Source organism: Rhodococcus sp. NPDC056516 (assembly GCF_042794655.1).
Lineage (GTDB): Bacteria > Actinomycetota > Actinomycetes > Mycobacteriales > Mycobacteriaceae > Rhodococcus_F.
This window is the reverse complement of record NZ_JBHTTG010000007.1, coordinates 86718-108297: the sequence shown is the minus strand read 5'-3', so window position 1 is coordinate 108297 and position 21580 is coordinate 86718. Positions and strand designations below refer to the sequence as shown.

The 21580-nt window shown below is 63.9% G+C and carries 20 protein-coding genes and 1 riboswitch; of the genes, 14 read left to right on the top strand and 6 right to left on the bottom strand.

Annotated elements, in window-relative coordinates:
- Positions 1-111: 111 nt before the first annotated feature.
- The gene (trpD, locus tag ACFQ6Y_RS21645; protein WP_378636993.1) at positions 112-1203 is read left to right on the top strand and encodes an anthranilate phosphoribosyltransferase; all 1092 of its coding nucleotides are present in this window, start codon (positions 112-114) and stop codon (positions 1201-1203) included.
- Positions 1204-1246: 43 nt separating this feature from the next.
- Here the strand turns inward: trpD and ACFQ6Y_RS21640 are convergent, their stop codons facing one another.
- Together ACFQ6Y_RS21640 and ACFQ6Y_RS21635 are read right to left on the bottom strand one after the other, a co-directional pair.
- Positions 1247-1522, bottom strand: a complete 276-nt coding sequence (locus ACFQ6Y_RS21640) for an Lrp/AsnC family transcriptional regulator (protein ID WP_003941677.1) — start codon at positions 1520-1522, stop codon at positions 1247-1249.
- Positions 1523-1600: 78 nt separating this feature from the next.
- Positions 1601-3283 carry a DEDD exonuclease domain-containing protein gene (locus ACFQ6Y_RS21635; RefSeq protein ID WP_378637661.1) on the bottom strand — a complete coding sequence of 561 codons (1683 nt, stop codon included), beginning with the start codon at positions 3281-3283 and terminating at the stop codon, positions 1601-1603.
- 599 nt (positions 3284-3882) lie between these two features.
- A riboswitch (cyclic di-AMP (ydaO/yuaA leader) is annotated at positions 3883-4061 on the top strand.
- A 14-nt stretch (positions 4062-4075) separates the two neighbouring features.
- Between ACFQ6Y_RS21635 and ACFQ6Y_RS21630 the strand changes: the two genes are divergently transcribed.
- From ACFQ6Y_RS21630 to ACFQ6Y_RS21615, 4 genes are all read left to right on the top strand, one after another.
- Positions 4076-4633, top strand: coding sequence for a C40 family peptidase (locus ACFQ6Y_RS21630; RefSeq protein WP_151531771.1), 558 nt, complete (start codon positions 4076-4078; stop codon positions 4631-4633).
- Between the two features lie 325 nt (positions 4634-4958).
- A complete protein-coding gene (locus tag ACFQ6Y_RS21625) occupies positions 4959-6011 on the top strand; it encodes a C40 family peptidase (RefSeq protein WP_378538842.1) in 1053 nt (350 codons plus the stop codon).
- Between the two features lie 74 nt (positions 6012-6085).
- A complete protein-coding gene (locus tag ACFQ6Y_RS21620) occupies positions 6086-7444 on the top strand; it encodes a peptidase MA family metallohydrolase (protein ID WP_378538841.1) in 1359 nt (452 codons plus the stop codon).
- 94 nt (positions 7445-7538) lie between these two features.
- Positions 7539-8666 (top strand): glycosyltransferase family 4 protein, encoded by a 1128-nt coding sequence (locus tag ACFQ6Y_RS21615; protein WP_378538840.1) that lies wholly within the window; start codon positions 7539-7541, stop codon positions 8664-8666.
- A gap of 83 nt (positions 8667-8749) precedes the next feature.
- On the opposite strand, the gene ACFQ6Y_RS21610 is transcribed toward ACFQ6Y_RS21615, so the two are convergent.
- Positions 8750-10561, bottom strand: a complete 1812-nt coding sequence (locus tag ACFQ6Y_RS21610) for an AMP-dependent synthetase/ligase (protein ID WP_378538839.1) — start codon at positions 10559-10561, stop codon at positions 8750-8752.
- Between the two features lie 159 nt (positions 10562-10720).
- Between ACFQ6Y_RS21610 and ACFQ6Y_RS21605 the strand changes: the two genes are divergently transcribed.
- The 8 genes from ACFQ6Y_RS21605 to ACFQ6Y_RS21570 all read left to right on the top strand — a co-directional run bounded on the left by ACFQ6Y_RS21605 (position 10721) and on the right by ACFQ6Y_RS21570 (position 17339).
- The gene (locus ACFQ6Y_RS21605) at positions 10721-11107 is read left to right on the top strand and encodes a polyketide cyclase / dehydrase and lipid transport (protein WP_378538838.1); all 387 of its coding nucleotides are present in this window, start codon (positions 10721-10723) and stop codon (positions 11105-11107) included.
- Between the two features lie 54 nt (positions 11108-11161).
- On the top strand, positions 11162-11599 hold the full coding sequence (locus tag ACFQ6Y_RS21600; protein WP_378448008.1) for an SRPBCC family protein: 438 nt from the start codon (positions 11162-11164) through the stop codon (positions 11597-11599).
- The gene (locus ACFQ6Y_RS21595) at positions 11600-12847 is read left to right on the top strand and encodes an ArsA family ATPase (RefSeq protein ID WP_378538837.1); all 1248 of its coding nucleotides are present in this window, start codon (positions 11600-11602) and stop codon (positions 12845-12847) included. It begins immediately after the preceding gene.
- A complete protein-coding gene (locus tag ACFQ6Y_RS21590) occupies positions 12844-13239 on the top strand; it encodes a hypothetical protein (protein WP_378538836.1) in 396 nt (131 codons plus the stop codon). The genes ACFQ6Y_RS21595 and ACFQ6Y_RS21590 overlap by 4 nt, the downstream gene beginning before the upstream one ends.
- A 124-nt stretch (positions 13240-13363) precedes the next feature.
- A complete protein-coding gene (locus ACFQ6Y_RS21585) occupies positions 13364-14404 on the top strand; it encodes an ROK family protein (RefSeq protein ID WP_051119159.1) in 1041 nt (346 codons plus the stop codon).
- A gap of 94 nt (positions 14405-14498) precedes the next feature.
- Complete coding sequence (locus ACFQ6Y_RS21580; RefSeq protein WP_378636986.1) at positions 14499-15305, top strand: lysophospholipid acyltransferase family protein; 807 nt, start codon at positions 14499-14501, stop codon at positions 15303-15305.
- Between the two features lie 66 nt (positions 15306-15371).
- Positions 15372-15863: a polyadenylate-specific 3'-exoribonuclease AS gene (locus tag ACFQ6Y_RS21575; RefSeq protein WP_378538834.1), complete on the top strand. Its 492-nt coding sequence runs from the start codon at positions 15372-15374 to the stop codon at positions 15861-15863.
- 90 nt (positions 15864-15953) lie between these two features.
- Positions 15954-17339: a class II 3-deoxy-7-phosphoheptulonate synthase gene (locus ACFQ6Y_RS21570; protein WP_007730070.1), complete on the top strand. Its 1386-nt coding sequence runs from the start codon at positions 15954-15956 to the stop codon at positions 17337-17339.
- A 63-nt stretch (positions 17340-17402) separates the two neighbouring features.
- Here the strand turns inward: ACFQ6Y_RS21570 and ACFQ6Y_RS21565 are convergent, their stop codons facing one another.
- Both ACFQ6Y_RS21565 and pknB read right to left on the bottom strand, forming a co-directional pair.
- A complete protein-coding gene (locus tag ACFQ6Y_RS21565; RefSeq protein ID WP_378538833.1) occupies positions 17403-17831 on the bottom strand; it encodes a protein phosphatase in 429 nt (142 codons plus the stop codon).
- A 27-nt stretch (positions 17832-17858) separates the two neighbouring features.
- The gene (pknB, locus tag ACFQ6Y_RS21560) at positions 17859-19922 is read right to left on the bottom strand and encodes a Stk1 family PASTA domain-containing Ser/Thr kinase (RefSeq protein WP_378636983.1); all 2064 of its coding nucleotides are present in this window, start codon (positions 19920-19922) and stop codon (positions 17859-17861) included.
- 303 nt (positions 19923-20225) lie between these two features.
- Between pknB and ACFQ6Y_RS21555 the strand changes: the two genes are divergently transcribed.
- A complete protein-coding gene (locus ACFQ6Y_RS21555; RefSeq protein WP_378547095.1) occupies positions 20226-20594 on the top strand; it encodes an Rv2175c family DNA-binding protein in 369 nt (122 codons plus the stop codon).
- 35 nt (positions 20595-20629) lie between these two features.
- Here ACFQ6Y_RS21555 and ACFQ6Y_RS21550 read toward each other — a convergent pair whose 3' ends face one another.
- On the bottom strand, positions 20630-21571 hold the full coding sequence (locus ACFQ6Y_RS21550) for a phytoene/squalene synthase family protein (RefSeq protein WP_378636978.1): 942 nt from the start codon (positions 21569-21571) through the stop codon (positions 20630-20632).
- Positions 21572-21580 lie beyond the last annotated feature (9 nt).

The following is a 21580-nucleotide window of genomic DNA, read 5'->3' as shown; positions in this document are numbered from 1 at the left end:
GGCCCTATTCGGTGTCCTCGCTACCTCACTGACTAGGCTGCGAGGGTCAGAGACAGCACGTAAAGACAGCACGAAATCCAGCCCACATGAACGACAGGGGACCAAGGCACTATGGCCGGCACCGACGCATCCAACGCCGTGAACGTCGATTCGAGTGCAGTGATGCGGTCCTGGCCGATGATTCTCGGATTGCTCACGGACGGCAGTGACTTGTCGGAGGCGGACTCCCGTTGGGCGATGGGCGAGATCATGTCGGATAACGCCACTTCCGCTCAGATCGCAGCTTTCGGCGTCGGGCTGAAGATGAAGGGCGAAACTCCCGCGGAGTTGGAAGGGCTCGCTGCCGCGATGCTCGAACATTCCCGGCGCGTGCCGGTCGATTCCGACGTCGTCGACATCGTCGGTACGGGCGGTGACCGCTCCAACACCGTCAACATCTCGACGATGGCCTCGATCGTGGTTGCCGCGTCCGGTGTGCGAGTTGTCAAGCACGGCAACCGCGCTGCTTCGTCCAAGAGCGGCGGAGCGGACGTGCTCGAGGCGCTCGGCGTTCGCATCAACCTCGGGCCGGAGCAGGTGGCGAGGTGCGTCGAAGAGGTCGGCATCGGCTTCTGCTTCGCGCCGGTCTTCCATCCCGCACTGCGCTTTGCAGCGGTGCCCCGCAAGGAAATCGGCATCCCGACGGCGTTCAACGTGCTCGGTCCACTGACCAATCCGGCTCGCCCGCGCGCCGGCCTGATCGGGTGCGCATTTCCGAAGCTGATCTCGGTTGTCGCGGGAGTACTTGCGCAGCGCGGCAATTCGGCATTGGTGGTGCGCGGAGACGACGGACTCGACGAGCTGACCACCTCCACGACTTCGACGGTCCACATCGTCGGCGGCGGAAGTGTGCGAACCGTCACGTTGGATCCGCGTGATCTCGGAATCGACCGCGTTCCTCTCGAGGAGTTGCGCGGAGGAGACGCCGAAGTCAACGCCACGGTCGCGCGAACGCTGCTCTCCGGGCAGAAGGGCCCCGTCCGGGACGCGGTCTTGCTGAATGCGGGAGCAGCCATCGCGGCATTCAACGGTGTCGGCGACGACCTCGAGGGTGCGATCTCTGCCGGGATGAACGCCGCCGCTGCCGCGATCGACAGCGGCGCGGGCGCTGAACTGCTTCACAAGTGGGCGGCACTCACCGCTGATCTGGCCGACCAAGCCTGATCGACGTCAGTCGAAGAGGCGTCGATCAGGCTCGGTCGACGGGCTACTCGCCCAGCGAGAAACCGGCTTCGACGTCGGCGCTGGAGAACGACTGGAATGCAATGTGTGTGGCGGTTCGGAGAACACCGGGCACCTTGTTGATTCCTCCGGTGACCACGTCGGCGATCTGGGCGTGGTCACGTACTTTCACGATGGCGATCAAGTCGACGTCACCTGCGCACGAGTAGACCTCGGTCACTCCGGACAGGTCGGCGACGGCCTGAGCGGTTTCCGGGATCCGGGCGGACTCGGCGTGAATCATGACGATGGCGTTGATCATTTCTCTCCTCGATTTCCCGGCGGGTTGTGATGACCCGGTGGTTTCGATCGAGCTTAGGGGTGCCGCCCCGCCGTTACGTCATCGATGTTCGGATTCGGTACCGGCTCGCGCGAGTCGGCACCAGGCTTCCCACTTGCCGGCGCCGCCCACCGGTTCGACGTAGCCGGATGTCGCCGACACGATTCGGACACCGTCCGATCCGAGCCACCTGGCGATCAGTCCCAGTTCTTCGGGCGAGGCGCCGCGAAACGGGGCGTCGTCCGGCAACACGGTTTCGGCCGCCGCTGTGATGGCGTCGACGACGGGCATCGGGTGTGTTCCGCGCCCGGCGAGTCCCGCGGAGGCGAGCCGTCCGGAGCGGATCACGGACAGCTCCCAGCCGCCGTCCCCCGTGGGGCGGGCGAGAACGAGTTGTTCGATCGCCGCGACTGCGGCGAGCCGCTGTGTGCGCCGCACTGCGGTAGCGACTGCGACGGTTCGGTCACGTAGACGAGCAGCATTCTCGAACAACGCGTGTGTGGACAGTTCGTCTATCCGCGCCTGCATCTGTTGTAGAGGAGCGTCGTTGGTCCCCCGGAAGAAACCACGCACAGCCTCAGGGGCCGCCGCGTAGTCCTCTGCAGTGATTTCCGGGGCCCAGGAGGCCGGACACGCTCCCAATTCGCGAGCGGGGCAGTCAGGGCCGTGGACGGCGCCCCGCCCCAGTCGCTTGGTGCAGGTGCGTAGCCGACTGAACTCTGCGACGGTTTCGGCGACGTCTACTGCATCGGCGCGAGAGGTGAACGGGCCGATCGAATCGGCCGTCGGCGTGCGAACCACGGACAATCTCGGGAATGCCTCGTCCGTCATGGTGATCCACCAACCGCGCTTGGGAAACTTGGAGCGGCGGTTGTACGGCGGCGCATGCGCGCTCAGCAGGCGCAGTTCGCGGACCCCGGCTTCCAAAGCATGCGCGCACTCGACGTGGTCGACGCGAGTGGCCAGCGCGACCATTTCCTTCATACGGCCGCGCGTCTCCGAACCGGTGAAGTAGTTGCGGACGCGGCGTCGTAGATCGGTAGCAGTTCCTATATAGAGGGCTTCGTCCGAAGGACCTCGGAAAAGGTAGACGCCGGGGCTTCTCGGCAGGTCGGCGGCAAAGGACCGTTTGGCCCGTTGATGCGAGGAAATATTGGGCAGGTAGTCGACGAGTTCGCTGTAACTGTGGACGCCCTGGTTTCCGACCCTGTCGATCAGTCCGTGGAGGACGTCGACGGTCGCACGCGCGTCGTCGAGAGCCCGGTGCGTCGGCTGGGTGGTCACTTGGAAGAGATGGGCGAGTGCGGAGAGCTTCACCGAAGGTGCTTCGTCGCGTGTGAGTACCCGTCGGGCGAGTTTGACGGTGCACAGGACACGGAATGCCGGCCACGGGCGTGCGCTGCGTGACGCCGCTGCTTTGAGGAAGCCGATGTCGAACGGCGCGTTGTGTGCCACCAGCACCGCGCCCTCGGCGAACTCGAGAAATGCAGGCAGGACACGCTCGATCGGCGGTGCGCCGATCAGCATGGCCGTGGTGATTCCGGTCAGCTCGACGATGTACGGCGGAATCGACCGGCCGGGGTCGACGAGTGTGGCCATTTCACCGAGTACCTCGCCGCCCCGGATCTTGACGGCGCCGATCTCGGTGATGGAGTCCTGGTCGGCGCTTCCACCTGTGGTCTCGAGGTCGACGACGACAAACGTTGTCTCGCTCAGCGGTGTGTCCAACTCGTCGAAGCTCAGTTGCCGCCCGACGTCGAATTTCTCCCCGTCGGAGAACGGGGGCGGAGACGGAAATTCTCGGGCCGAGGCGGGACTCACATCGCAGACAGTAGAAGGACCCCCCGACAGGAATTGGCGAGTGCTGACGCGGAATGCGGTTCACTCCGACTTCCATTGGGAAAGCAGCGGATCGACCCCCGACAAAAGTATGAGAGACGAGGATCACACTTGTGGTGGGAACTCGCGAATGCGGCCTTGCGCCTACTTGCCGGTAGGGCGATTCGTGAGGTTGTTGCTACGACGATCAGTCGCCGAAAATGCTGGATTGATCGAAACAGGTTCTAGTTTCAAGTAATCGGCGTTGAACTGCAGGGAAGATCGGATTGTCGGGTTTGGTGACCCTTGCCAGTGGGTATCAAGCGCAGGTTTGCGGGCCAGGTGAGCCTCGCCGAACAGACCTGTTGTTATCTCTTCGTGACCCGTTGGGAGTATCGCGGGCGCGGCAGCACGATTTCCGGCGAATCGGACGCGATTGTCACGAAGCGGTCGACATCGTCGCGATCATTTCGTAACCTTCCTGAGACCTAACGAAGTCTTGCCGGACCAAACAGGACCGGCATCGTCAGGAACCGCCTAATCGGGATCTCCGCGAGGAACCCGAACCGGGAACCCAAGTTTCCACTGGGGTGAATCCCGCCTGGGGTGCAGCACGCACGATCGCTGCAGACCACGCGGGTAGGGCTGATCTTCCCAGCCCGAACCCGTCAGCTAACTCGGTCGGCGGATGAATGGAAGAAATGGAGCACCCCTTAAGTGGCGTCACAGAGTTTCAAGCGTTCAGCGCAGTTGGCAGTAGCCGGCGCGCTTGCAGTCGGTGCATTTGCTGCAACCGCTGCACCTGCCTCGGCAGACCCCATCACGATCCCCGGCGTCGGCACCTTCGAGGTTCCGGGCGTTTCTATTCCTCAGTTGCCGGTCATCCCGGGCATCACCGACATCGCACCGGCCGCACCGGCCGCTCCCATCTCCAGTGTTGGTGAGCAGGCAGTTCGCGCCGCCGAGAGCAAGCTGGGCTCCCCGTACGTGTACGGCGCATCGGGCCCGGACGCATTCGACTGCTCCGGACTGGTCCAGTGGGCATACAAGCAGGCCGGCCTGAACCTGCCCCGCACGAGCTACGACCAGGCTGCAGCCGGCGTTGCCGTTGCGCAGTCCGATCTCCAGGTCGGCGACGTGATCTCCTTCTACGGCGGATCGCACTCGGGCATCTACGCCGGCAACGGCAATGTCATCCACGCGTCGACCGCTGGTCAGCCCGTGAAGCTCGCACCGGTGTCCTCGATGCCGTACGACGGTGCTCGCCGTTACTGATTTCTGATCACGCTCGACGGCTGTCTCCGGTAGGCAGTCGGAACGATCCGCCGCTGCAAGGCGGCGGAGCTCGGGGGAGCTCCGGATCTTCGAATGTGGGCCTCGAATCTTCTGATTCGAGGCCCACATTTTTGGTTTCTCGACAATCCGCCAGTACTCCACCCCGACACGCCTACCGGCGAGTAGACACAAACGTATGCCGTTCCGTAACCTTACCGAGACATTGCGCGGCCGAGACAGGTACTGTGGATAGTTGACAGCCAGCTAACAGATCGTCGACCGGTCCCGGTCGACGTCGCTTCATCGAGACGGAGAGTTGCATTCCGTGGTTTCATCGAAAAACAACAGTCGAGTACGCGCCGCATTGACAGTGGGAGTGCTGGCGTTCGGACTCGTCGCAGGGCCTTCGATGCAGGCCGGTGCCGACCCCGTCATCACCAATCCGACCGAGGCACTCGACAAGCTGGGTGAGCTCTCCCGGGTATCCGAGCAGACCAACGAAGCGCTGCACAACGCGCAGATCGATCTCGACGCGAAGCTGGGCGTCGCGAACGATGCGGACGCGCGATCGGCAGCCGATCAAGGCCTTCTCGACGCGGCTTCGGCACGCGTCGCCGAGTTCGCTCCGGCGGTAAACCGCATTGCCACAGCCAATTACCAGGGTGCGCGGACCAATCGCCTCTTCGCTTTGATGGTGAGCGATTCGCCGCAGCAGTTGCTCGACCAGATGTCCGCGCTCGACGTGATCTCCAACGACGCCGCAGTGCAGGTCTCCCAGTTCAACCAAGCTACTGCCGATGCGCGTGCTGCCTCGGAAGCGTCGAAGCGATCGGCCGAAGAGGCTCGCACCGCCGCCGATCAAGCCCGTGCACTCAGTGACGACTTGCAGCGCAAGCAGAGTGAACTGCAGACGCAGATCGCCGATGTGACCAAGGCATTCCAGAACCTCACCGATGCCGAGCGTAACCAACTGAGCGGTACGCCTTTCCCGCCGGACGTCGATCTCAGCAAAATTCTAGCTAACTTGACGCCAGGTTCTGGCGCCGCGGCGCTCCAGGCAGGCCTGACCCGTATCGGTGATCCGTACGTCTGGGGCGCAACCGGCCCGAACGAGTTCGACTGCTCAGGTCTGGTGGTCTGGGCCTACAAGCAGATCGGGAAGTCTCTGCCCCGTTCGAGCCAAGCGCAGGCGCAGGGCGGTGTTCCGGTCTCGAGGGACCAACTACAGCCCGGTGACGTCGTGACTTTCTACAGCGACAACTCGCATGTCGGTATCTACGCCGGCGACGGAAACATTCTGCATGCGTCGACGTTCGGCGTACCGGTAAAGGTTCAGTCGATGGCAGGCATGGAGTTTTCCACTGCGCGTCGTTACTGACGGCTTGCTACGTCCGGGCGACGTGTGGCCAGCCGCCGTGAAGCGTCGAGTCGAGTTCTCCTACACTCGGCACCGTGCCGACTGAACCGATGACGACGCCCGACGTCGGCGCAGATCGAAAACGCCGTTGGGAGTACCCAGCTCTCGTGGCACTCGGTGTTGCCGTGGTGCTCGTTCTCGGATTGACGATCTTCCTGACGAACAGGTCCGATTCCGACGAAAATGCAGCCAGCGAACAGGATGCCGAACGAACCGCTCAGGTACAGGCCTTTCTCGATGCCTGGGCTGCGGCGCAGATGTCCGACGATCCGTCAGGGCTGGCGAAGTTCGTCGACGATGCCGCCGCACCCGGTGTGCTCGAAGCGGAAATTCGACGAGCCACTGCAGCGGGAGCGCTCGACTTCTCCGACTGGGGATACGAGATTCCCAGCGGCGGCCTGACTCCGGCGCCGCGAACCGGTGCGCCGGACGGAGACGTCGAAGTATGGAATGCGCAAGTCCTGTTGCGGTACGCCCTCGACGGCGTCGACGCGTTACCCACTCGCAAGGGCGTGTCCATGACGCTGGCGAAACGCGCTGATCAGTGGTCGGTTCTTGCTGACGGGGCGATCGTCGGGCTGGACGGAGCCCGAACGACGGGCGAATCCTGGAACGGCCCTTGGGACTTCGGCCCGCTGGCCGTCGCCGAAAATTCTGCGGGTAACGCGCTGGTGATCGGGCATCCGGGTCAGCAGGCGTTTGTCGATGCCTTGGCGTCCGATGTGGACTCGGCCATCGAGAACACGACGCAATTGTGGGGTCCATGGTGGTCCGAGCGAGCGGTGCTCATGGTGGCTGGGTCGGCGGAGGAATTCACCGCGCTGGTCGGCTCCCATCACGACGGCGCTTCGATTGCCGCAGTGTCGGTCGCGGATGCGACGGCGGACGGGTCTTCCGACGTGAGCGGCCAGCGGGTGGTTTTCTCGCCTGCCGCGGCTTCGAGGTTGACCGACATCACCAGGCGAACGGTGTTGCGCCACGAACTCATGCACATAGCCGCCCGATCGAAAACCCGTGACGGGTCACCGATGTGGGTGTTGGAAGGGTTCGCCGAATACGCGGGCAACCGCGGCTCCTCGCGGGCCTGGGGCGAGATCGCGCCGACTCTGGCAGCAGCGGTACGCGCCGGCGATACTCCTACCGAGTTTCCGGACGACACGCAGTTCGGCGGTGTACCGGTCGTGAGTTCACTGGCGTACGAATCGGCGTGGTCGATCAACGCGTACATCGCTGATCGATTCGGAGAGGCCAAGCTGACCGACCTCTTTCGGGCCCTGGCCTCCGGAAAGATGACGGCCGAAGACCTCGACTCGCGGATCAGAGCGGTGCTCGGCGTCGGAACCGAGGAACTACGAACCGGATGGGTCGACTGGACCAACAGCCATCTGGGCTGAGTAGTCGGCGGTACGGTCGTTCGCGGCTGGGTCGTTCGTAACTGCGAGGTGACCTTGTCACGTCTCCACGAACCGGGTGCCCTACGGTGGACGGATGCGCCGGACCCTCTTGGTGACCAATGATTTTCCTCCCCGCCCCGGAGGTATCCAGTCTTATCTCCACACGTTCGCAGGGCATCTGCCGGCGGACAAGTTGGTGGTGTACGCGCCGCGGTGGCGGGGCGACTCCCACAAGAAGTTCGACGCGGCACAGCCTTTCGAGGTCGTTCGGCACCCGACGACGCTGATGCTGCCCTCGCCTTTTGTCGCTCGTCGGGCCGCGAAGCTGGTCAAGAAGCACGACTGTGAGTCGGTCTGGTTCGGTGCGGCGGCGCCGTTGGCATTGTTGGCGCCGGTTGTTCGGCGCGCGGGAGCGAGCCGAGTGATCGCTAGTACCCACGGCCATGAGGTCGGATGGTCGATGATTCCCGGTGCGCGGCAGTCGTTGCGCGTGATCGGTGATCACACGGATGCTGTGACGTTTGTCAGCAAGTACACCCGTGGACGGTTCTCGGCGGCTTTCGGCCCGCAAGCGGCACTCGAGCACTTGCCGTCGGGCGTCGACACGTCGGTATTCCACCCGGACTCGGTCGCCCGCGCAGAACTGCGCAAGCGATATGGGCTGGGGGAGCGGCCCACGATCTTGTGCTTGTCGCGGCTCGTGCCCCGCAAGGGCCAGGACATGCTCATCAAGGCGCTTCCGGCCATTCGCAAGAGCATCGACGGGGCGGTACTGGTGATAGTCGGCGGTGGGCCCTACGAAGACCACCTCCGTCAACTGGCGCGTAAAACCGGGATGGACGATCACGTCGTCTTCACCGGCACGGTGCCCGCCGCGGAGTTGTCGGCTCACCACACGATTGCCGACGTGTTTGCGATGCCGTGTCGTACGCGAGGCGCCGGCTTGGACGTCGAAGGATTGGGAATCGTCTACCTCGAGGCTTCGGCGACCGGCGTTCCAGTCATCGCCGGGCGCAGTGGTGGCGCTCCGGAAACGGTGCAGCAGAACAAGACCGGGCTCGTGGTCGACGGCACCTCGGTTCGTGACGTGGCCGAATCGGTGATCGAGGTTCTGTCCGATCGTGATCGAGCGGCCGCGATGGGAGCAGCCGGCCGGGCGTGGGTTGCCGAAGAATGGAAGTGGGACACGCTCGCTTCGAAGCTGCGTAATCTCCTCGGCTGAGCTACTGCGGACTCGAACGCCAACGGCCCGCACCGAATTCGGTGCGGGCCGTTCACTGCGGCGGAGACCTAACTGTCGAAAAACTACTTGGCGTAGATCTTTTCGATGTCCGCGGCAAAGCTCTCGTGCACGACGTTGCGCTTGAGCTTCATCGTGGGCGTGAGTTCGCCTGTGTCCTCGGAGAAGTCGACCGGAAGAATGCGGAACTTCTTGATCGCCTCGGCGTGTGAGACGAGCTTGTTGGCCTCGTCGATGGCGTCCTGGATTTCACCGACCAGTTCGCCGTCCGAGACCAGGTCGGCAGCTGTGGTTCCCGCGGCCTTGTTGTTGCGCTCGTTCCAGGCGGGGAGAGCCTCGGCGTCGATGGTGATGAGAGCGCCGATGAAGGGCTTCTGGTCGCCGACCACGATGGCCTGGCTGATCAGCGGATGGGCACGAAGGGAATCTTCGAGCTGAGCGGGAGAGACGTTCTTGCCGCCTGCCGTGACGATGATTTCCTTCTTGCGTCCGGTGATGGTGATGTAGCCGTCCTTGTCGACGGTGCCCAGGTCGCCGGTGTGGAACCAGCCGTCCTCGATCGACTCGGCGGTCGCCTTCTCGTTGCGCCAGTAACCGGTGAAGACCACGGGTCCCGAGAGGAGGATCTCGCCGTCTTCGGCAACGCGAACGGAGTTGCCGGCCAAGGGCTTTCCGACGGAGCCGACCTTCTGGGCGCCGATGGTGTTGACGGCGAACGCTGCGGTGGTTTCGGTCAGTCCGTAGCCCTCGTAGATCGTGACGCCGATACCTCGGAAGAAGTGGCCGAGTCGAGCGCCGAGAGGTGCGCCACCGGAAATGGCCAGCTGGCACTGTCCGCCGAGTGCAGCGCGCAGCTTCGAGTAGACGAGCTTGTCGAAGAGGGCGTGCTTGGCTTTGAGGACGATGCCGGCGCCGCCCTTGTCCTGGGCCTCGCTCCAGGCAACCGCAGTGTCTGCGGCCGCGTCGAAGATCTTGCCCTTGCCGTCGCCGTGCGCCTTGGCACGTGCGCTGTTGTAGACCTTCTCGAATACACGCGGCACCGAGAGGATGAAGTCGGGCTTGAACTCACCGAACGTCGGAACGAGGTTCGGGATGTCGCTCGTGTGCCCCAGCGTTGCACCGGCATCGAACGACGCGATGCTCACTGCGCGAGCGAGAACGTGCGCGAGCGGCAAGAACATCAGGGTGCGAACACCGGGAGTCTTGAGCAGCGTGCCGAGGTTGGAGTCGAGGATGCCTTTCGACTCGGCAATGAGGTTGGAGTGCGTCAGCTGGCAACCCTTGGGTCGGCCTGTGGTGCCCGAGGTGTAGATCAGGGTTGCGGGATCGGAGGCCTTCAGTGCAGCGACGCGGGCGCGGACGTCCTCGTCGGAGATGTCGACGCCCAGTGCTGTCAGTTCCTCGACAACACCTTTACCGCCCGCCGCGGCATCGATCTGGTAAACCGAGCGGAGCGCGGGTGCGGCTGCAGCGACGTCCTTCACGGTCGCGGCGTGCGTGTCGTTCTCGACGATGAGGTCGATTGCCTCGGAGTCCTCGAGAATCCAACGAACCTGCTCGGCTGCGGAGGTTTCGTAGATCGGAACCGTCACGCCACCGGCTGCCCAGATTGCGTAGTCGACGAGCGGCCATTCGAAGCGAGTCGCCGACATGAGGCCGACGCGGTCGCCCTGCTTGACGCCGATCGCGATGAGCCCCTTGGCGACGGCGGTCACCTGAGCGGCGAAATCGCCTGCAGTGACATCGACCCATGCGTTTCCGACTTTGCGCTTGTAGACAACCGCCGCCGGCTTCGTCTTCGCGAAGGCGAAGACCGAGTCGACCGCGGAGGCATCCTCGGGAATGGTGAACGTCTGGGGTGCGCTGAACTCAGGCACGAAATACCTCCGACACTGCGAAATACTGACGAGTAGGGTTTTCGTCTCCTACTGTAGTCGCATGTCCGACGCAGTTGTGGCCAGGCTTACAGTCTGTCCGGTATGTAGTGGTGCGACACCCCTCGACGCTTCGCCGACGCGATATGTGAAGCTACTTCGGTGAGCAGCATTCAGGTCGCAGACCAGACTTTCATCGCCGCCCCGCCCGAGCGGGTCGCCGAACTGTTGTCCTCGCGTGCGCGGTGGCGTCGCTGGTTCAGTGATATTGCGCTCGAAGTCCGGGAAGATCGTGGCCCCGCAGGATTTCGCTGGGGAGTGTCAGGTCAGCTGGTCGGCACCATGGAGGTGTGGCTCGAACCGGTCATGGACGGGACGATCGCGCACTACTTCCTGCACTGTGAGCCGGTCGGCGTATCACCGTCCGATCTGGCGACCCTCGACCTCGCCGGGATGAACCGAAAGCGTCGGGTCGACGGCAAGGTCATGTCCTTCGAGCTCAAGCGCGAACTCGAAGCAGGACGTGCCGCCGGAGTGGCACCGGCCTGATAATCGAAGCAGTGCAGGTTCTGGACTCTTGACGAAGGAAGGTAGCGCAGTCGTATGGCCGAGAAGACCAAGGGGTTGATCAGCATCGACGCCCCTGCCGACGCCGTGATGAACGTCATCGCCGATTTCGCGCAGTACCCCGAATGGGTGGCCGCGGCGAAGTCCGTCGAGGTGACGGCGCCGGGGCAGGGCGGCCGCGCGGACCGAGTACGTTTTGTCCTCGACGCGGGAATGGTGAAGGACACCTACGAACTGCAGTATTCGTGGGCGCCGGACGGTATGGCGGTGAGCTGGGAGCTGATCTCGGGTGAGATCCAGAAGTCCCAATTCGGTTCGTACACACTCGAACCCGGCCCGAATGGCACCACCTCGGTCACCTACGAGTTGACGGTCGACCTGACGATTCCGATGATCGGGCTGTTCAAGCGCAAGGCCGAGAAGATCATCACCGACACAGCTCTGAAAGAACTGAAGAAGCGAGTCGAGGGCTGAGTGCCGGAGCAACGATCGCGCGTCCAACTGTTCGTCGGTAAAGGCGGAGTAGGCACGACGACGCTTGCCGCAGCGACTGCTGTGTCGGCTGCGGCCGACGGGGCGAGAGTGCTGCTCGTGTCGATCGATCAGGCGGGTTCTCTTGCAGACGTCCTGGGCGTGCCGAATCCGCGAACGACCACATCTCTCACCGAGCGTCTCGATGTCCGGCAACTCGACACGTCAGCGCTCCTCGAGGACAAGTTCCGAGGATTGTCGGGGTTGATCGACGCTGCAGGAACTTTCGGAGCGGGAGATCACGAACACGGTTCGTCGTTCGAGGGCTTGGAACCGGAAGAGTTGACGGGATCCCTGGGCGTCCAGGACATACTCGGGCTCTCCGAGATCGTCGACTTCTCGGACAGCGGCGACTACGACCTGGTGATCGTGGACTGCCCGGCCGCAGCCGAAGCGCTGCGGATCCTCGGGTCGCCGTCGATGGTGTCGGAGTACCTCGAGCGAGTGTGGCCGCGGCACAGGCGGATGGTCGCCGTGACGGGCACGGACATGCGATTGCTGTTGCTCGTGTCCGTCATCGAACGGGTGCTCGCGTCGGTGGATCGAATCGCAGTGCATCTCACGGATCGGGAGAACACCAGCGTCCGTGTGGTGACGTCGGCGGATGGCGTGTCGGTCGCGGCGACTCGTCGGACGTTGTCAGGGCTGGCTCTCGCAGGTTTGCGAGTGGACGCGATTGTGGTCAACAACCTTGTCCCGCAGTTCAACTCGCCAGTTGCAAAGAGTGTCGACGATTCGCCAGCAGCGCAGTGGCTCGCTTCGATCCGGGCGTCACAAGAACTCGTCGTCGACGAATTTCGTGGATCAACCGATGGAATGTCCGTCACAACGGTCGAACGCGCCCGCGTCGAACCGGTAGGGTTGGCGGCTCTGGGCGAGATCGCGGCCACCTTCGAGGGTGAAACGGGCACTTTCGACACCGTCGATACCGCGGACAACATCGTGGTCTCGTTGGAGTCGGGGGCCGGAGTCGATTCGGTGTACGTGATGCGGATGTACCTTCCGCTCGTGGATCCGTCGTCGTTGTCGTTGGGCCGGGTGGAGGACGATGTGCTGGTGGGAGCAGACGGCGTACGACGCAGAGTTCGTTTGGCGTCGGTGCTGCGTCGTTGTGTCGTGAACGGGGCGGAGTTGGACGGCAGTTATCTGATCATCCGGTTCAGCCCGGATCCCGCGGTGTGGCCGGTATGAGCGAAGAGCACGAGCGCCTCGTCGCGGAATTTCGCGCGCTGGCGGATACCGTTCTGACACGGCTGGAACCGATGTTGCAGAAGGCTGCCGCAGCAACGGCCGACGTTGCGAGTGACTCGGCGTCCACGGACACGCAGCCGGTGTTCACCGGCTGCAGTTGGTGCCCGGTGTGCGCCCTCGCTGCACTGGTTCGCGGTGAGCACCACGAACTGCTGGCATTTCTCGCGGGTCAGGCAGCAGCGTTCCTTGCGTTGCTGCGCGAGATTCTCGACGAATTTCTCGGGGGGCCGTCCGGCCCGGATCGTGGACCTGACAGTGGTGCGACGACATCAGGGGCCGAGCGAACTCGGACGGCAGCATTTGTCCCGATCAACGTGACGGTCAAGGACTGACTTAGTACCCCGGGTAGAACGAACGGCTCGCGTTGAGCACAATCGACACAATGGTCACCGACGCACGAGGCACCGATACCGGGTGCGCACTCCAGCGGGCGCCGCTCGCGCGGGAATTGTCGCGATGAGCGCGCGCCGCTTGAAAGCGGTCTCCGACTCCTCCATGGACGACATCTTGACGGTCGGCATCGACGTCGGCGGGACGAGCATCAGGGCCTCCGTCGTGGACGTGGACGGACAAGTGCTCGAGATGATTCAAGCTCCGACTCCGCAGTCGGCGAGAGCTCTCGAAGACGGTCTTGATCGCGTCGTGCGAGAGTTGGTCACCAGGCACGAGGTATCGGCCGTGGGGTTGGCGGTCGCCGGGTTCATCACGTCCGATCGAAGCTCGGTACGCTTCGCGCCGCACTTGCCGTGGGTGGACGCCCCTGTCGGAAGCGACTTGAGCAAGCGACTCGGACTGCCGGTCGTTCTCGAGCACGACGCCAACGCAGCAGCATTCGCCGAACATCGATTCGGCGCGGCCGCAGGGGGCCGCAATGTCGTGATGGTGGCAATCGGGACCGGAATCGGCGGCGCGCTCCTGATCAACGGCGAGCTGTACCGGGGGAGTCACGGCGTCGCCCCCGAACTCGGCCACATCCAGGTCGTGCCAGGCGGGCGGCAATGCGCGTGTGGCAAACGTGGGTGCTGGGAGCGCTATTGCAGCGGAACGGCGCTCGTGGACACGGCAATCGAACTGCTTGCCGCCGACCCGGCCGCGTCGACGGTTCTGGCGCGTGAGGTAGCGGTGGATCCGGGTTCCCTCACCGGTCGCCGGATCGCGAACGCCGCGCAGGACGGTGACCCACTCGCGCTGGCGACCATCGCCGAGTTCACCCGTTGGCTGGCCGTCGGATTGGCGATGGTCGGCGACGTCTACGACCCCGATCTGGTGGTGATCGCCGGCGGCGTCGCAAGTTCGGCCCCACTGTTTCTCGACGACGCCCGTGAGCAGTACGCGACATTGTTGACGGGCGCGAAGCACCGCCCGCTGGCACGAATCCGTTCGGCTCAGCTGGGCGAAGCCGCGGGGATGGTCGGCGCCGCAGCCTTGGCTCGCTCGGTAGTGCCTCAGGATCTCGGTGGGGTCGACGGCGCTGGAACCACATCTGCCGGACTGTGATCGGCGCGATCCTGCAGGGGCGTGTGTAGCGGGGGTTACGGGTCGGCAGTAAGGTCGTACTCAGCGAAATTCAGTTGTGAATGGGAGGGACGCCGTGTGGTATTGGCTCTTCAAGTATGTGTTGCTGGGGCCGATTCTCTGGCTGCTCGGGCGTCCGACGGTCAAGGGTCACGAGAACATTCCGACTGACGGAGCGGCCATCCTGGCCAGTAATCACCAGGCGGTTCTGGACTCGTTCTACCTTCCGCTTCGCGTCAACCGCCGCATCACGTTCCTTGCCAAGAGCGAGTACTTCACCGGTTCCGGCCTGAAGGGCGCTTTTCAGAAGTGGTTCTTCACCGCGGTCGGTCAGGTCCCCATCGACCGAACCGGCGCGGACGCCGCGCAGGATGCGCTCAACGCCGGTCTCAAGGTTCTCGGTTCGGGCAGTCTGCTGGGTATCTACCCCGAGGGAACGCGCTCGCCTGACGGTCGCCTCTACAAGGGCAAGACCGGAATGGCGCGCCTCGCGCTCGAATCGGGTGTCAAGGTGATCCCGGTTGCGATGGTCGGTACCGACAAGATGAATCCGATCGGCTCACGGATGTGGCGCCCCGCCAAGGTCACCGTGATTGTCGGCGAACCCATCGATTTCTCCCGCTTCGAAGGCATGGGCGGAAACCGCTTCGTCGAGCGCGCTGTGACCGACGAGGTGATGTACAAGCTGATGAAACTCTCCGGCCAGGAGTACGTGGACATCTACGCGGCGAGCCTGAAAAACCAGGCGCCCACGAAACCCGAAGTTGCCGTCGACGTTCCGTCGGAAAACGGTGAGTCGGTTGTTGATCTCGTGACCTCGGCGGAGTCGAAGGAAGCCTCGAAGACCGACAAGGATTCGGTCCGGGACGCACAGGCCAGCTAGAGATTTCCCACATCTGCCGCACGCGCATTGGCTCCAGGGCCTGCGCGTGCGGCATAGTTTTCGGACGTGCGCTACTTCTACGACTGTGAATTCATCGAAGACGGTCGAACCATCGATCTCGTGTCCATCGGCGTTGTCTGCGAGGACGGCCGGGAGTACTACGCGGTCTCGACGGAGTTCGATCCCGCCCGCGCCGGTAGTTGGGTGCGCAAGAACGTGCTTCCGAAGTTGCCGCAGCCGTCGTCGCCGCTATGGAAATCACGCGAGAAGATCCGCGACGACCTACTGAAATTCTTCGTTCCGCGGCCGATGGTCGTTCCGGAACTTTGGGCGTGGGTCGCCGCCTACGACCACGTCGCGCTGTGCCAACTGTGGGGCGATATGACCGAACTACCGCAGTCGATGCCGCGCTACACCCGCGAACTGCGACAGTTCTGGGAAGACAACGGCAGTCCTGTCCTCCCGTCAGCGCCTGCCGACGCACACGACGCACTTGCCGACGCCAGGCACAACCTCGTGAAGTTCGACGCGATTTCGGCAGCACGTTCACTTCGCTGACCCAGGTTTCGGTGCGCGAGAAGTGTCCCGATTGGGCTGCGATCGAGAGCCTGTGTGACGCGCCGACGGGCGAGCGAATATCCTGTAGAGGTGAACTGGACTGTCGACGTGCCGATCGACCGCTTGCCCGAACTCCCGCCGCTGCCTGCCGGACTGCGTAAGCAGCTCGACGAGGCGCTCGCGAAGCCCGCTGCTCAGCAGCCCTCGTGGCCCGCTGACCAGGCCGCCGCCATGCGGACTGTGCTCGAGAGCGTGCCTCCCATCACGGTGGCCAGCGAAGTCGAGGCGCTGCAAGAGCGTCTCGCGCAGGTCGCGCGTGGCGAGGCATTCCTGCTCCAGGGCGGTGACTGCGCCGAGACATTTGCGGACAACACCGAGCCGCACATCAAGGGAAACATCCGCACGTTGCTGCAGATGGCCGTCGTGCTCACCTACGGTTCCTCGATGCCGGTCGTCAAGGTCGCTCGCATCGCCGGTCAGTACGCCAAGCCGCGTTCCGCCGACATCGACTCGCTGGGTCTGAAGTCCTACCGCGGTGACATGATCAATTCGCTCGTCGCCGACGAGGCAGTCCGCGCGCACGATCCTTCACGTCTGGTGCGTGCATACGCCAACGCCAGCGCCGCGATGAACCTGGTTCGCGCACTCACCGGCGCCGGCATGGCCGACCTGCACAAGGTGCACGACTGGAACCGTGAGTTCGTCGCAGCGTCTCCCGCCGGCGCACGCTACGAGCAACTCGCTGCCGAGATCGACCGCGGCTTGCAGTTCATGAACGCGTGTGGCGTCACCGATCCGAGCCTGCACCAGGCACAGATCTTCGCCAGCCACGAGGCTCTGGTTCTGGACTACGAGCGCGCGATGCTGCGTCTCGACAACGACAGCGATCACCCCAAGCTCTACGACCTGTCGGCTCACTTCCTCTGGATCGGTGACCGCACCCGTCAGCTCGACGGCGCGCACATCGCCTTCGCCGAGTTGGTGTCCAACCCGATCGGTCTCAAGATCGGTCCGAGCACGACGCCGGAAATGGCGGTGGAATACGTCGAGCGCCTCGACCCCACCAACAAGCCGGGTCGACTGACCTTGATCTCGCGCATGGGTAACGGCAAGGTCCGCGACCTGCTGCCCGCGATCATCGAGAAGGTCCAGGCCACCGGCCACCAGGTCATCTGGCAGTGCGATCCAATGCACGGCAACACGCACGAAGCCTCCACCGGATACAAGACGCGCCACTTCGACCGCATCGTCGACGAGGTTCAGGGCTTCTTCGAGGTCCACAACGGTCTCGGCACGCATCCGGGTGGCATCCACGTCGAGCTGACCGGCGAGAACGTCACCGAGTGCCTCGGCGGCGCACAGGACATCTCCGACCTCGATCTCGGCGGTCGCTACGAGACGGCGTGCGATCCGCGACTGAACACGCAGCAGTCGTTGGAGCTCGCCTTCCTCGTGGCGGAGATGCTGCGAGGCTGACACCTCGCCCGTACTGATTCGCCGGTAAACGCCCTCACCCGCTCGCGCAGGTGGGGGCGTTCGCTATTTCGTGAATCGCGTGACAAATCGGCGCTGCCACGGCATTTCGACGGCGCGAGGTGAGTAGTGCGCGCGAACGTACGCGGTGGCGTCCTGACTCGGCACGCCGTCCACGACGGCGAGAGCGGCCAATGCTGTTCCGGTGCGGCCGTATCCACCACCGCACGCGATCTCGACTCGTTCGGTTTCCGAACGCACCCACGCTTCCTGCAGGGCGCTGCGCAGCGCAGCCGGATCGCTCGGCAACCAGAAATCCCGCCAGCGGACCCACACCGAATCCCACTCGGTAGCGGGAGGTTCCTTACCGGTCAGGTAGACGCCGAAGGTGGGGAGAGGTCCGGAAGGAAGTGGATTGCGGAGTCCTCGACCCCGGATCGATCGTCCCGACGGCAGGTCGAGTATCCCTAAGCTCTCGGGTTCCCATGTGACCATGAATTCAGACTAGGCCGAAGCGAACTGTCAGGGAATTGCGACGACGCTGATGTCGGTGCCCTTGGCAACGAGGTCGTTCTTGACGCTCTGGCTGATGATGACCGAGCTGTCGTTCTGAGTGAGCTGACGCACGGTGATCTCGAGGCCGAGGCGGCCGAGTTCTTCGCGTGCGGAGGAGACGGAGCGGCCGATCAGCGAGGGAACCTTGACGGAGTCGGAGATCAGGAGAACAACGGAGGTGCCGGCGTTGACGGAGGACCCGCCAGCGGGATCGGTGCCGATCACGTTGCCGCCCTCGACGGCGTCGTCGAACGTTGTTCTGGTGGTGCTGACGGAGATGCCAACCTTGTCGAGGGCGGCGCGTGCGGCGTTCTCGGACATGCCCTTCACATCGGGAATGTCGACTGGCGGTGACCCTTTGGACGTGATGACCTTGACCGAGGAGCCAACGGCAACTTCAGTTCCCGGTGCCGGGTCGAGGGCTGCCACGCCGCCGATCGGGATCTTGGAACTGAAGGTGTCCCCGCCGTCGACCGCCACGAGGGTGCGGTCGGAGAGTTGTGCGCCCAACGCCGTGACGTCGCCGCCGGCCGGAATGGGTGGGACCGTCGGACGCCCGAGCGAAGTCAGGAGCGCGACGGTCGAGCCTTTGGTGACCCTGGATCCGGAGGCCGGATCTGTCCCGATCACCGTGTCGATGGGTTGGGCATCGGAGTACTGACCCTGGACGTCGGGAGTGAGCCCGGCGTCCTGCAGGGCGGTGACCGCAGTGTCCTTGGTCAGCCCGTCGATCGAAGGAACGGCTGTGTAGCGGCCCGAGCCCATCCACCATCCGCCGAAGCCCAATGCAAGCGCGAGGACCGCGATGACGAGTAGCCAGATCAGGGTGGCTCGCCGCGATTTGCGTCGTGCCTCGACAAAATGAGCATGTGGATCGTGGGGCTCAAGTTGGTCGTCGCCGAAATCGGAACCGTCGTCGAAATCCGAGTCGCCGTCGACCGTCGCCGGACGAGCAGTTTGAGCGGTGACCGCGCGAGTGTGCTGGATGCCGCCGGGGGGAGGGGAGCCCGTGCCGAGCGCCGTCGTGGCTGCGGCAGCAGGGGCAACGCCGGACGCCAACACCGTCGTGGCAGCAGAGTTCGGGTGCGCAGCAGCGTTCGGGCGCGCATCCGTGGGGGGCGCCGGCGCCGGTTGTGGCCGAGCCGGGGCAACCTGTGCGCTTTGGTGCTGGGCGCTTCGGCGCGGCGCCGGAACGCGATACGACGGAAGCTCCAGTTGTTCGCTAACGCTGCGAAGTGCGGCTGCCATCTCACCGGCGTCGGCGAAACGATGTGCCGGCTCGCGATGAGTGGCTTCGGCAACCAGGCGATCGAACTGCGCCGGTACACCGGGGATGCGGGAACCGGGGCGCGGGACATCGTCGTGGATGCGTTGGTAAGCGATGGAGAGCGACGTATCTCCGGTGAAAGGGGTTGTACCGGTGAGAAGTTCGAACATCAACACGCCGGTGGAGTAGACGTCGCTTCGAGTGTCGGCAATTCCGGACGTCACCTGTTCCGGCGACAGATAGGCCGCGGTGCCGAGGATCACGCTGTTGGATGTGGTGGTTGCTGCCGCGGCCGCACGCACCAATCCGAAGTCGGCGATTTTCACTTCACCGGTGTCGGAGATGAGGATGTTCTCCGGTTTGACGTCACGGTGAACCAGTCCCGCTCGGTGCGCGACCGCCAGCGCGTCCAGGACAGGCGCTACGACCGCTGCAACGGCGTGAGGCGGCATCGGTCCGCGCTCACGGAGGAGTTCGCGCAAAGTTCCACCGTCGACGAGTTCCATCACGAGGAACACGTGATTGCGATCGCTGCCCTGGTCGTAGACGGCCACCAGGGCCGGATGCTTGAGCCGGGCCACGGCCCTGGCCTCGAACTCGAAACGAGTCAGGAACGCTGGATCACCGGCGAACTGCGGGTCCATCACCTTGATCGCGACAGGTCGATCCAACCGTGTATCGAGGCCTCGATACACGGTCGACATACCGCCGCGCGCGATCGGTGCGTCCACTCGATAGCGGCGCTCGAGCATTTCGCCGATCAACCCTCGACCTCCGTAATGACTGTTCCTCCGTATTTACGATCTGCGTGTTTACGATCTGTGTGGTGGCTATCGGCAAGTAAGTGGTTGTATGCGGCGCAATGGCCCCCGCCGTACGGGCGCCAATTCACGGTCACCGCGCATTCCCGGTTACTGATACGCCGCATCCCGTCCATCGTAGCCAGCGATACCGACGCGGAAGTCTCGAGAACGTCACAGAGCGTATTGGCCGAACCGGAGCGACGGTTTCGAGCACGCCGCCGGGCGGTACACAGCGGGCACGCCCGACCGGATAAACTTCCCGCGGTGAGCGCGATTCCTTATTGTGATGATGTCCTGGATTCTTCGGTTTCCCTGTTTCAACTGGTGGATGTGGCGAAGAACGTCGGGTTGCCGGTGAGTAAGGTTCACCAGTTGCTTCGCGATCACAAGATCATCGCAGTCAAGCGTCACGGTGTTCTCGGTGTTCCCGAAGTGTTCTTCGGCGAGGACGGCCAGATCGTCAAGTGGCTGCCCGGTCTCCTGGCGGTACTGCACGACGGCGGCTACACCGACATCGAAATCCTTCGCTGGTTGTTCTTGGCCGACGACTCCCTGCCGGGCCGTCCGGTAGACGCGCTGCACGGTCATCTCGCGCGTGAGGTCATCCGCCGCGCGCAGGCGATGGCTTTCTAACTTGCCGGCTTTCTGACAACTCACCCACTGCGCATTCAACCGCGCCGGATTTTCGCCGCGTACGTAGCCGACCGGACGAGACCGGGCGCCGCGACTCGAAGTCGCGTGCGTCCGGGAACGGATACTCGTCGATGCAGGATCCGGAAGTCGGCGCGCTCGACCTGATCGAGAATTGCTCCGTACAACACGAAAGCTGTGTGAATCGACGGCTGGACTCGCCGGTCGAGCATCGGGATTCCGGATTCGGCAGACCGATACCGTCCTCGCGTCACGGCAATGAAGTGTGCCAGTGCACGCTTGACGCGAACGTCCACCGTGCCGGTTCTGCGCCCGTGCTCGAGCATCTCGATGTCGACGCCGAATGCGGCGAACTCGCTTGCCGGTAGATACAGGCGTCCGCGGTCGAGGTCTTCGCCGACGTCGCGGATGAAGTTGGTCAGCTGAAACGCCTCACCGAGATTCGACGCGGGCACCACTGCTTCCTGCTGCGGAACGCTCACTCCGAGGATCGGGAGCATCTGCAAACCGATGACGACGGCCGAGCCGTACATGTACTCGCCCAGTTCGTCCATGGTGTTGTAGACGGGTCGAAACTTCGCCGTGTCGGGGGCGTCCATCCGCATGGACTCGAAGAAGGCTTCGAAATATGTACGAGGAATGTCGAACGTCTTCACGGCGTCGGCGAAGGCCGGCAGTACCCGGTTCAGGTCCGCGGGAACCGTCGCCGGGAGGTCACGGATTCCGGTGGCGTGCAGTGCCGTGAACGTCGCACGTTCGACGTCGGCGAGGACAGTGCCGCGTTCATGTGGACCCGACGGCTCGTCCACGATGTCGTCGACGACGCGAGCAAATGCGTAGAGGGCATGAACTGCGCGGCGTCGTGGCTCGGGTAGCAACTGGGCGGCCAGAAAGTACGTGCGGCCGTGTTCCTTTGTCACGCCCTCGCAGAATCCGTAGGACGCGGACAGTGCGTTCATGACCTGTGG